The sequence below is a fragment of the Myroides sp. DW712 genome, from assembly GCF_046557355.1.
Classification (GTDB): domain Bacteria; phylum Bacteroidota; class Bacteroidia; order Flavobacteriales; family Flavobacteriaceae; genus Flavobacterium.
Map to the genome: position 1 here is coordinate 116262 of NZ_JBKFDO010000004.1, position 12701 is coordinate 128962.

Annotated in this window: 7 protein-coding genes; 6 read left to right on the forward strand and 1 reads right to left on the reverse strand. The window is 38.4% G+C overall.

Annotated elements, in window-relative coordinates; all coding sequences use genetic code 11:
• Positions 1-166 precede the first annotated feature (166 nt).
• Genes ACLJX0_RS04735 through hemL form a run of 3 tightly spaced genes read left to right on the forward strand, consistent with a single transcriptional unit; the run spans position 167 to position 3261 of the window.
• Positions 167-1051, forward strand: a complete 885-nt coding sequence (locus ACLJX0_RS04735; protein WP_410878916.1) for a 1-aminocyclopropane-1-carboxylate deaminase/D-cysteine desulfhydrase — start codon at positions 167-169, stop codon at positions 1049-1051.
• Between the two features lie 8 nt (positions 1052-1059).
• Positions 1060-1974: a glucosaminidase domain-containing protein gene (locus ACLJX0_RS04740; RefSeq protein ID WP_410878918.1), complete on the forward strand. Its 915-nt coding sequence runs from the start codon at positions 1060-1062 to the stop codon at positions 1972-1974.
• Positions 1975-1980: 6 nt separating this feature from the next.
• A complete protein-coding gene (gene hemL, locus ACLJX0_RS04745) occupies positions 1981-3261 on the forward strand; it encodes a glutamate-1-semialdehyde 2,1-aminomutase (protein WP_410878920.1) in 1281 nt (426 codons plus the stop codon).
• A 58-nt stretch (positions 3262-3319) separates the two neighbouring features.
• Here the strand turns inward: hemL and ACLJX0_RS04750 are convergent, their stop codons facing one another.
• A complete protein-coding gene (locus ACLJX0_RS04750) occupies positions 3320-3919 on the reverse strand; it encodes a ribonuclease HII (RefSeq protein ID WP_410879030.1) in 600 nt (199 codons plus the stop codon).
• 444 nt (positions 3920-4363) lie between these two features.
• Between ACLJX0_RS04750 and ACLJX0_RS04755 the strand changes: the two genes are divergently transcribed.
• The 3 genes from ACLJX0_RS04755 (at position 4364) to ACLJX0_RS04765 (ending at position 12690) form a co-directional block, all read left to right on the forward strand.
• Positions 4364-7423, forward strand: a complete 3060-nt coding sequence (locus ACLJX0_RS04755) for a SusC/RagA family TonB-linked outer membrane protein (RefSeq protein WP_410878922.1) — start codon at positions 4364-4366, stop codon at positions 7421-7423.
• A gap of 6 nt (positions 7424-7429) precedes the next feature.
• Entirely contained in the window at positions 7430-8950 is a 1521-nt protein-coding gene (locus ACLJX0_RS04760; protein ID WP_410878924.1) for a RagB/SusD family nutrient uptake outer membrane protein, read from the forward strand.
• 557 nt (positions 8951-9507) lie between these two features.
• On the forward strand, positions 9508-12690 hold the full coding sequence (locus tag ACLJX0_RS04765) for a SusC/RagA family TonB-linked outer membrane protein (RefSeq protein WP_410878926.1): 3183 nt from the start codon (positions 9508-9510) through the stop codon (positions 12688-12690).
• Positions 12691-12701: the final 11 nt, after the last annotated feature.

The following is a 12701-nucleotide window of genomic DNA, read 5'->3' on the forward strand; positions in this document are numbered from 1 at the left end:
AAAACTATTAACTAGTTTTGCTTTGTAGTCTAGCTTCGGATTTTGACTCAAATTTCCGTAGGTAAGTTACTAAAAACTCTTGTATTATTTTGTTTAATATTGATACAAAAAAAAACGTTTTTAGTTAAATCGATTGTAAATTAAGTGCTTGTAAATGTGTGGTATAATGATGGATTTGTTTGCTAATAGGGTTGTGCCTACCACAAAGGTTGAGCTTCCGTTTCCCAATGGAATTGAATTGTATATTCGTAGAGAAGACTTGTTGCATCCTGAAGTTTCTGGAAATAAATTTCGGAAATTGAAATACAATATGGCGGCAGCATGGACAAATGGACATCATCAAGTTTTGACTTTTGGAGGGGCTTATTCCAATCATATTGCCGCTACAGCGGCTGCAGGAAGAATATTGGGAATATCCACTATAGGAGTGATTCGCGGGGAAGAAATAGCTTCGTGTTATCAAGATAATCCAACCTTGAAAAAGGCTGCCGCTGATGGAATGCGATTTAAATTTGTTACCCGAACCGATTACAGAGCGAAAGACTCAACAGTTTTTCTAACAAAATTAAAAGCGGAGTTTGGTGATTTTTATCTGGTTCCAGAAGGAGGAACGAATCTTGAGGCAGTCAGGGGAACTGCTGAGATTTTACAAGAAGAAGATGAAAAGTATGACTATGTATGTTGTGCCGTAGGAACCGGGGGAACCCTAGCTGGACTTATTAATGGCGCTGCAGCTCATCAGCATGTACTTGGTTTTCCTGCGCTGAAAGGCAATTTTCTCCAAGCGGAAATTGCTAAATATACCAAGAAGAAGAATTGGCAGTTGGAAACAGCGTATCACTTTGGGGGATATGCGAAGTATAATGCAGATCTCCTGCAATTTATACGCCATTTTGAACGGGATACAGGAATTCTTTTAGATCCGATTTATACAGGTAAACTACTTTTTGGTATCTTTGATTTAATTGCGCAAGATCGATTTAAAAAAAACAGTAAGATTCTCGCTATACACACAGGAGGCTTACAAGGATGGAATGAAAAAATAAAATAGCTATATAAATGAGAAAAATCCTTTTACTGTTCTGTTTACTCACACTGGTCAGTTGTGGAGTGAAGAACAATTCCAAACTGACAGGAAAGAAGATGAGAACCAAAGAGTTGGTTTCTAAGGAACAATATCGAGCACAGCAAAGAAAAGTCGAAGAGCAACGCCGTATACAAGAAGAGGCAAGGAAAGAAAAGCGAACCGCAGCCAAAGCGAGCGAAACTTTAGAGGCAACCTCTCGAATTTCGGTGACTTCTGATATGATTCAGGATTATATTTTACAGTACAAAGATATAGCGAAAGACAATATGTCCGCGTATGGGATTCCTGCTAGTATCACATTGGCACAAGGGGTATTGGAATCTGGATCAGGACAAGGAACGTTGAGTCGAAATGCGAACAACCACTTCGGTATTAAGTGCCATAAAGAATGGGAAGGCCCCTCTGTTCGTCATACGGACGATGCGCCAGATGAGTGTTTTAGAAAGTATGATGCCCCAGAAGAATCGTATCGCGATCACTCGCAATTTTTGGTAACACGCAGTCGGTATAAGGACTTGTTTGAATTAGATAAGGACGATTACGAAGGTTGGGCACATGGCTTGAAAAAAGCGGGGTATGCAACTGATCCTAAATATGCCAATAAATTAATTAGTTTGATTGAACGCTATACACTCGATCAATATGATAGAGAGGTATTGGGAGTAAGTTCGTCACGACCTAAAAGAGGAATAGAGAAAAAAACGGAAGCGAAAGTAGAGCCAAAAGCAAAAGCTGAAACTAAAGCTACAGCCAAAACGCACGTGGTTCAAAAAGGAGATACCTTGTATTCTATTTCAAAAAAATACAATACAACTGTAGCGAAATTACAGAAAGCAAATAAATTAGACGGGACGAATCTGTCGATTGGTCAACGCTTAAAATTATAATACACTATGTTATATCAGAGAAGTAGTCAGCTGTTTGCAGAAGCTGAAAAAGTGATTCCTGGAGGAGTGAATTCACCAGTAAGAGCATTTAAATCTGTAGGAGGTACCCCTATATTTGTTCAAGAAGCGAAAGGAGCTTATTTGTATGATGTGGATGGCAATCGACTGATTGACTACATCAATTCTTGGGGACCTATGTTATTGGGGCACGCCTATCCACCTGTGGTTGACGCGGTTATTGAAAAAGCAAAAAAAGGAACTTCCTTTGGGATGCCGACCGAGATTGAGACCGAAATTGCTCAATTAGCAGTGTCTATGGTACCCAATATCGATAAGATTCGCTTTGTGAACTCGGGAACGGAAGCTTGTATGAGTGCCATTCGCTTGGCGAGAGGCTATACGGACAGAGAAAAAATTATTAAATTCAAAGGTTGTTATCACGGGCATTCTGATTCTTTCTTGATTCAGGCTGGAAGTGGAGCGGTAACTTTTGGATCACCAAATAGTCCTGGGGTAACCCAAGGGACAGCAAAAGACACGTTACTTGCTACGTATAATGATTTAGCAAATGTTGCATCCATCTTAGAAGCAAATAAAGGGGAAGTAGCGGCTATTATTATAGAACCTGTTGCTGGTAATATGGGGTGTGTTCCTCCTAAAGCGGGTTTTTTAGAAGGATTACGCCAACTGTGTGATGCGCATGGAACGCTATTGATTTTTGATGAAGTAATGACGGGATTCCGCTTAGCACAAGGCGGAGCACAAGAATTATTTGGCGTACGCGCTGACCTCGTTACTTTTGGTAAAGTCATAGGTGGGGGGTTGCCAGTAGGAGCATTTGCTGGTTCAGCTAAGGTAATGGATTACTTAGCGCCTGTCGGACCTGTATATCAGGCGGGAACACTTTCTGGAAATCCTTTAGCTATGGCGGCTGGATTAGCTATGTTGCGTGCCATTCACGCTGACTTAGATGTATTTAAGCGCTTAGAAGAAAAAACAGCTTATTTAGAGCAAGGTATGCGTCGCGTGTTAGATGCAAAGCAAGTAAAGTATACAATTAATCGCATAGGATCAATGATTTCAGTGTTTTTTGATGCGCGTGAAGTAGTTGATTTTGAAACTGCAGGTTATGGTAATAATGATACTTTTAAAACCTTTTTTCACGGGTTGTTGAAAGAAGGGGTGTATATCGCACCTTCTTCTTATGAAACATGGTTTATTACGGATGCATTGACGTATGAAGACTTGGATTTTACGATTCAAGCGGTTGATAAAGTATTCGCCTAAGAAATACAAGATAATGAATAAAAAAAACTCTTTTGCTAACAACAAAAGAGTTTTTTTGTTATAAATCTAATTTCAATTGATCGGGTAAAAGTTTGAATGACTTTCGGTGATATTTACACGGTCCATATTCTAAAATAGCCGCCCGGTGTTCTTGGGTAGGATATCCTTTGTTTTTTTTCCAATTGTACATCGGAAATTCCTCGTGTATTTGATTCATATAATCATCGCGATAGGTCTTGGCTAATACGGATGCAGCAGCTAAACTCAAATACTTAGCATCTCCTTTGACAATACATTGGTGCGGAATATGCGGGATAGGAGTGAATTTATTTCCATCGACAAGAAGAAAATCAGGGATAGGCTGTAGTTGATGAACGCTTTCATGCATCGCTTTGATAGCCGCGTGTAAGATATTCAGCTCTTCAATAACATCTTCATGTAGATGTGTAACGCCATAACTTAGCGCCTGTTCTTCAATAATACTTCTCAAAGCATATCGGTTCTTGGCTGATAATTGTTTGGAATCGTTTAGAATCTCATTGACAAAATCAGGGGGAAGGATTACGGCCGCCGCCGTAACGGGACCAGCAATACAGCCTCTACCTGCTTCATCTGTTCCGGCTTCGTATTGTAAATCTGAAAAGTGATGGAGTAACATAAGCAGTAAAATGAAAAACAAAGGTAAACTTCTAAAGGGGAATCTTGGAGACAAAAAGGTAATATTAACGAAGAAATCCACTAAAGAAATCATAAGAACCTAAATTTTAACATTTCGGAAAAAAAACTTGTTTTTTTTGTGTTTTAATGTTGTTGATTGATACTTAGTTTGTTGGAGTTTTTCGTGTTTTCCCAGGAAATACAGGCGCTGTTAAATGTAAAGAGCGTAATAAGGCTTTGTTAAGTTTTTGGTTTAACTTCAGATGTTTATTATTTGATTTTTTAATTTATTTTCAGATGGGTTTCTTAATTTTTATATAATTTAGGTGATTTAATTTTTATTCTTTAGTAAATCATTGTTTAGTTTGTAGTTAATGATAAGGAAAGTTAACGTCGTTTTAGTTTAGTTTTTTATGTTTGCGCACTAACTAATTCAATTTAAATAATGAGATCAAAGTTAAAATGGACTTTAGTGCTATTTATGGCATTATTTGTGCAATTTTCGTTCGCTCAGGAAAAAACGCTTACGGGTGTTGTTTCTGAGGAAGGTATGCCTTTGCCTGGAGTAACTGTGATTATCCAAGGAACACAAATGGGTACACAGACGGATTTAGATGGGAACTACTCCCTTAAGGTAAAACAAGGCGATGTACTATCTTTTTCCTTTATAGGTTTAAAAGATGTAACCTACAAAGTAGGTGCGCCAAATAGTTATAATGTTTCGATGACAGCAGTCGAAGATATGTTAGAAGAGGTTGTTGTTTTGGCCTATGGACAGGTAAAAACAAAAAATCAAGTAACAGGAAATGCTGTGGCAATTAAAGGAGAGGCAGTTGCGGCTACACCAATGGCTTCAGCTGATCAAGCCTTACAAGGACGTGTAGCAGGTTTGCAAATGTCAGCCTCTTCAGGTTCTCCAGGAGCAAAACAAAATATTCGTATTCGTGGACGTAACTCCATGACAGCTACGAATGAGCCTTTGTACGTAATTGACGGAATTCCAATGTATGATGGTGACTTCTCTGGGGGAAATAATGATACAGACTCGCCTTCTACTTCTTTATCTTTGTTAGCAACGATTAACCCAGCGGATATTGAATCGATGACGGTATTAAAAGATGCGGGAGCAACTGCTGTATATGGTGCACGTGGTACAAATGGGGTTATCTTGATTACGACAAAACGCGGAAAAACGGGAGAAACAAAATTTAGTTTTGGCACGCGTGTTGGTTTTCAAAGAAATGCAGTGAAAGGTCCTCGTTTGTTGAGTTCAAATGAAAAAGAACAAATCTTTTTAGACGGGGTGTACAATACATTTGGAACGCGAAAAGAAGGTGGTTTTGCACGCGAAGAAACAGGGGCTTTTGCTTTAGCAAATTTCTCTAAAGCTGGAAATTACGGCAACTGGATTGCTGCAGGTCGCCCAGATAATGATTGGGGAGACTATGTGAAAAATCAAGATGCTCCACTGACAAGTATCAATTTCTCTGCTACAGGTGGTAGCGAACGTCATAATTTCTACGCTTCCTTGTCGCATGACAAAATTGAAAGTACAGTAATCGGATCTGATTTTAGACGTATTGGAGCGTCCTTGAGCTTTATGCAAAAAATCAATGATAAAATTGAGTTTAATACTAGTATTAAGGTAACGAATACCAAGCAAAACGGTATTTCAGAAGGAGGAGCTTACTTCTCTAACCCGAACTATATCAAATTAGTAATGAACCCTTGGAATCCATTGTATAATGAAGACGGATCATACTATTTACCAAATTCAGGATACCACAATGTGGTGTATACAACAGAACACAACCAGACATTAAATGATGTAACGCGTGTAATTAATTCGAACTCAATTAGCTATGCGATTACGGATGATTTGAAGTTTACATCTTCCATGGCGATCGACTATACGTTAGCTGATTTCTCTGATTACAGAAACCCTATTCACGGAGACGGTAAAAATTATGATGGTACAGCTGCAAAAGCAGTTCGAACTAATTTTAACTACGTGGCACAAAACGGATTAGATTACAAATTCTATATTGGAGAAGATCACCAATTCAATACGAAAGTATTGGTGGAATACCAAAAATCAAAACGACGTTTCTTAGAAGGTTCAGGTCAAATTATTTTAGAAGGATTTAATTCTTTGGCAGCAGCAGCAGCGAATAAAGACGCAGCGTATGAATTTTTAGATGACGCTAATCTTGGATATGTAGGGATTATTAACTACAACTACCAAAATAGATTCTTAGTGGATTTGACAGGAAGACGTGAAGGTTCTTCTAAATTTACGGATAGAATTGGATATTTTTACTCTGTAGGTGGAGCATGGAATATGCATTTAGAAAACTGGATGGCAAACCAATCGAGAATTTCTACGATGCGTTTTAGAGGATCCTATGGTACGAATGGAAACTCTCAAATTAATCCAAACCAATTTGTTCGTCGTGCAGATATTGGATCTTATGATGGAGAGGCAACATTAGTTCCCGTTCAAATTGGTGGGCCAATTGGTTGGGAAAAACAAGAAAAAATGGACTTTGGTTTCATGTTAGGTGTTTTTGAGGATCGTTTGACTTTAGGGGCTACCTATTTTGAGAGTAAAACAAGTGACTTATTATACAAGAAAAGCTTGTCTAAAATGTCTGGATTTGAGTCTCAAATGATGAATATGGGAGCGATGAATAACCGCGGAATTGAGCTTGAGTTCAATGCGGATATCATCCGATCAAAAGATTTTAATGTATCGGTAGGAGCTAATTTCGGTTCAGTTCGAAACAGAATTACAGAAATGCCTGTAATTGATGGTATAGAAATGGCTGATTACAAATCATATACAGCAGATGTCAAAGGACATGCAGTAGGGGAGTGGTATATGCCGACTTGGGCTGGTGTTGATACTCAAACAGGGCAACCTACCTGGTATGACGCAAATAACCAGAAGACATCTGTCTACAAAGATGCAGAGTCTAGATTCCAAGGTGCAAGTGCATTGCCTAAATTTACAGGAGGTGCTAATGTACATGTAGATTACAAAGGATTCTATTTAGATGGTATGTTTACGTTTGCTGGTGGACATAAAGTATATGAACAATATGCATTTAAAACAGCAGGAACAACAAGTGCTTTGGTTTCCTCAAATGCCTCTTCACAAATGTTAGATAGATGGCAAAAACCTGGCGATATTACAGATGTGCCTATCGTAGAATATACAGCTACTGGAGGAAATGAGTATTTTACTAGCCCATCAACGCGATTCTTGTATGATGGGGATTATATTCGATTGAGAAACGTAACACTAGGGTATAATTTTGATTCTGCTTTCACGAGAACCTTGAATTTAGATGGTGTTACACTTTCTGTTATTGGTACAAACTTGTGGACTTGGGTAAAAGACAGCGGACTGAAATATGATCCAGAAGTAGATGCTACTGGTTATGTAAGTGTAGCGACGCCACCAGTGAAATCATTTGTATTCTCTGTTAATGTTAAGTTTTAAAAAGTTATGAAAAAGATTATATTTTCAATTTTAGCGGTAGCTTTATTATCTTCTGGACTGACTAGTTGTTCGGATGACCGTTTAGATGCTACCTTAGAGGGCTCTCGAGATATCGAGGCTAAACCTATAGAAACTGCAACTGATTTACGTGCAACAGTATCTGGAGCTTATTATAGAATGGTGAATGTGGCTTATTATGGTCGTGACATTATTGTGTATAGTGAAGCTCGTGGAGACAATGCGTATGCAGCTGCAGGATTTTCAAACCGTTTCCAAAATGTATCCTCATTCAGCTTAACGCCTACACACGCGTTTCCAGCGGATACCTGGAAGAAAATTTACGAAGTAATTAGCTCGGCAAACTTAGCAATTGGTTCAGAAATTAAAAGCGGTAATGAAACGGAAATTAAGCAAGGAAAAGCAGAAGCTTATGCTATTCGCGCCTTGGCTCATTTTGACTTATTGCGTATTTACGGACAGCAATATTGGAATGATGGAGGGTTGAACGCAATGGGAGTCCCTTATATCACAAAATTTGGTGAGTTAGATACAAAAAACTACAAACGCCTTTCTGTTCGCGAAGTTCGAGCTAATATTTATAAAGATTTAGACGAAGCGTTGAAGTTGGTGGATAAAAACGCATCAAATAAAAAGCGTTTTACTGAACAAGCAATTTATGGAGTAAAATCTAGAGTAGCGTTGTTCTTTGGTGCATTTGATGCAGCAGATTATACCGTTGCAATGGAAAGTGCTAAGGCGGCTATGGATTTAGGTGGTTCAATTATTCAAAGAGATTCTTATGTATCATCGTTTAGAACAGAAGAACCACAAAGCAATGCTGTATTCGAATTAGCCCAAGACAATATCAATAATCCAGGAAACAACTCTTTGTACAGCATCTATTCATATAATGGATATGGTGACGTTGTTGGTTTAGGAACAAACTTACAAGAGTTATTTGAAGATGTAACAGATATTCGTTCTTCTTTAGAGATGCAAGGATATAACAACCTAACTCAAAATGAGAAAGGAAACTATAAACAGATTGGAACAAATAAGTATGTCCAATTGACAAAAGAGGAATTAGATGGAGACGTACCAGTGGATCCTGCAATTCGCTATAATTTAGAGCATTACCGAAATTTTGGTAAATACACCGGTATTAGTGCAAACATTAAAGTTATGCGTTATGAAGAGTTGGTGTTTAACTTTATTGAAGCTGCAGCACGTACACATACTGATGAAGGGGTGGCTTTAGACTTGTTAAATAAAGTGGCTGCTGAGCGTTATAAGGATAAACCGGTAGCAAAGTATGCGACGCTGAAGTTAGATGATGTATTGATAGAAAGACGTAAAGAGCTTGTGTTTGAAGGATTCCGCTTTGAAGATCAAATGCGTAATAAAGAGAACTTAGGTGTTACGCCTCAATCTACCGAAGGAATGAAGTATGGAGCGCCTAAATTGGCATTTCCTATTCCACGTAGTGAAATCAATGCAAGTAAGATCGATCAAAACGAAGGGTATTAATATCCTGATTATAAAAAAAAGGGCTGTTTTCGAACAGCCCTTTTTTTATTCGTATACCATTTGTATGTATCGAAAGAACGAGAAAAAGTAATCAGCAGGAAAGAACAAAAAGTTCCTGTAGTTTATACGAGTATTGTGCTACGTTATAGGGAGGTAACAAGAGGACTAAGTTTTATTTAACACAGTTGAAATGAATTAAGGGTATTAGGAGTTGTTTTTTGTATTATTTCTGTTTTTACGAGTATTATACGTGTTTATTTTCTTTTTTTAATACTTATTATGATAGTAATAGAAGAGAGAAATAGTTAATTAAAAACCAGAGGTAATGCTAAAAATATACTAAATATTGGGTTAGTCTAATGTTTAGAGACTTAGAGATACTTGTGGGTTTATGGAAATAAAGTTTGTTTAATGCTCTTAAATTGGCAATAAAAATAAGGATTATGTAGTTAAAATCTTTTGGTTGTGTGTTTTTTGTGGTGATTTAGTGAAAATGGTTTGGGCAGTCTGATAAAAAATGTTTAGATTTGTTTAACTAACTAATCAATTTTTTAAGAATGAGATCGAAGATTAAGTGGATTTATGCGTGCATCATGATCCTGCTTGTACAAGTAGGATTTGCGCAGGAAAAAACACTATCTGGAGTGGTATCGGAAGAAGGTATGCCACTGCCAGGTGTGACGGTTGTGATTCAAGGAACCCAGATGGGGACACAAACCGATTTAGATGGAAAGTATTCCATAAAAGCCAAGCAAGGTGAAGTGCTTGTGTTTTCATTTATTGGAATGAAAGATGTGAAGCACACCGTTGGGGGTGCTAATGTGTTTAATGTAAACATGGTGGCCGATGAGCATCAGTTGGAAGAAGTAGTGGTTACCGCTATGGGAATCAAACGAAGTGCTAAAGCCCTAGGGTATGCAACACAAGAAATTAAAGCAGCCGATTTGAACAAAACGGAAAACAGCAGTTTATCAGGAGCATTACAAGGAAAATTAGCAGGGGTGCAAATCACACCATCAAGTGGTGCACCAGGAGCTTCTTCTCAAATTGTAATTCGTGGAGCACGTTCATTTACAGGGAATAATACCCCTTTATATGTAATTGACGGAATGCCAATCGAGTCAACAGCACCGATTTCTACAGGAAACAGTACATCAGGTGCGGATATTGCCAACAGAGCTATTGATATCGATCCTAGTGATATTGAAACGATCAACATCCTAAAAGGACAGGCAGCTTCTGCTTTATATGGTATTCGTGCTTCTAATGGGGTAGTAGTAATTACAACTAAAAGTGGAAAAGGACTAAAAGAAGGAAAACCGGTGATTAGCTTTACGTCTACGAGTAGTTTCGAGACCTTGTCTAAAAAGCCAAGATTGCAAAAAACCTATGCACAAGGTAAGGATGGAAAATATGATCCAACTAACTCTATGTCTTGGGGGCCTAAAATTTCGGATTTACCGAATGATCCAGAATATGGTGGAAATACGGACAATAAATATACCGACGGTGTTTTGCGTCCAGGTATGTACTATGTACCTCAATTGGCAAAAGCAGGATTAGACCCATGGGTAAAACCAGGTGTATATGACAATATTGACGATTATTTTAGAACGGGTAGAACCCTGACGAATAACTTCAACATCAGTCAAAATACAGGAAAAACAAACTACTCTTTTGGTCTAGCTAATACGACTCAAACGGGGATTATGCCTGGAACAGAGATGAAGCGTACGACCGTTAAATTCTCAGGAGAGACGAAATTGAATTCGGAATGGACAACTGGTTTTGCAGGTAGCTATATTACCTCTGATGTATGGAAAGCTTCGGCAGCAAATAACTCTACTTTACCAGGAATTTGGGGAGGTCCTCTAAGTTATAATTTGAAAGGGATTCCTTACGCTAATCCAACGAATGAGTATGATCAAATCCACTACAGAGCGAATGGGTTTGATAATCCATATTGGGCAGCGAAACACAATGAGTTTACGGAAAAAACAGGACGTTTTTATGGGAATGCCAATATTGCCTATGCACCAGAAATCAGTGTGGATGGGTCTAAAAACTTAACCTTCCGTTACCAAGCAGGTGTAGATACCTATACGACGCACTATCGCGATGTATATGAATTTGGTACGGCACATGACTTAAGTGGTGACTCGGCGAATCTAAATTTATATGGAGTGACCAATACGGTAACCAACTCTTTATTCACGATTAATTACGACATGCTATTAGGAGAGGATTTCCGCTTTGACATCATGGTCGGAAATGAGTTTAATGAGACGAACTTGAAAATGTATGACGATTTCGGAGGAGGATTGAACTTTGGAGGATGGCCAACCATTGAAAATGCGGTTTCGGTTAAATCTCAAGAAACGCGTCGTATGAAGCGAAATGTTGGTTTTTTCTCTAACGTAGGTTTCTCGTACCGCGATATGTTATTCTTGAACGGAACGATTCGTAAAGATATTGTATCTACCATGCCAAGAGGAAACAGAGACTTCGTTTATCCTTCGGTATCTTTAGGTTTTGTGGTAACAGAATTAGAGGGATTGAAAGGAAAGAGCGGTTTGAGCTTTGCGAAACTAAGAGCTTCTTATGCAGAAGTGGGACAAGCGGGAGAGTATTATAATGATTATTTCTATACCCCAGATTACTCAGGAGGCTTTTGGTCTAGAAATCCAGTTTTATATCCTTTAGGTGGTACAATGGGATATACGCATTATCCAATTATTTATGACCCAGAATTAAAACCACAAAATACCAAATCATGGGAAATTGGTGGGGACTTTAGATTCTTTGACAACCGTTTCGGAGTTGATTATACTTTCTCGCGTCAAGATGTGAAAGACCAAATTTTTCCAGTGCCATTAGCAGGATCAACGGGTGCATCTAGTTTTGTGACCAATGGAGGGAAAATCCATACGGTTGCGCATGAAATTACTGCCTTTGTAACACCAATTCAAACCCAAGATTGGCAATGGACGATTAATGCTAACTTCTCAAAGGTTGATTCCAAAGTAGATGAGTTAAAAGAAGGAGTGGAGGATATTGTATTAGGAGGGTTTGTTGAGCCTCAAATTCGCGCACAGGTAGGAGACCGTTTCCCAGTAATCTACGGAAATTCATTTGCTCGTAACGAAGCAGGGGATATCTTAGTAGATGAAGATGGAATGCCAATTCTGGGTGTAACGAAAGCCTTGGGAGAAGTAGCCCCTAAATTCATCTTAGGTGGATCAACGAGTCTAACATGGAAGAACTGGAACTTAAGTGCTACGGTAGAATGGAAAAATGGAGGTAAGATGTATAGCGGATCCAATATGGGAATGAAACTATACGGAGTAGATTCTAGTACAGGCAATCGTGATCAAGCATTCGTTTTCAATGGGGTTCGCGAACAAGCCGATGGATCTTTTGTGAAAAATGATGTAGCAATTACAAGTGAAAATCGCGCTATATATGAGAGTGTTATGAGTGATATTACAGAGAGCAATGTGTATGATGCGAGCTTTGTGAAATTACGTGATGTGAGCTTAGGGTATAAATTTGACAAAATTTGGAAAGACAAAGTAGATGTAAGAGTATCTGCTTTTGCGCGTAACTTATTGTTATGGTCAAAAATGCCAAACTTGGATCCAGAAGCTTCTCAAGGAAACAACAATATGACAGGTGGATTTGAACACTATTCTATTCCACAAGCCAAGAGTATTGGTTTTTCTGTTAATGTTACATTTTAATTAGAAGAGAA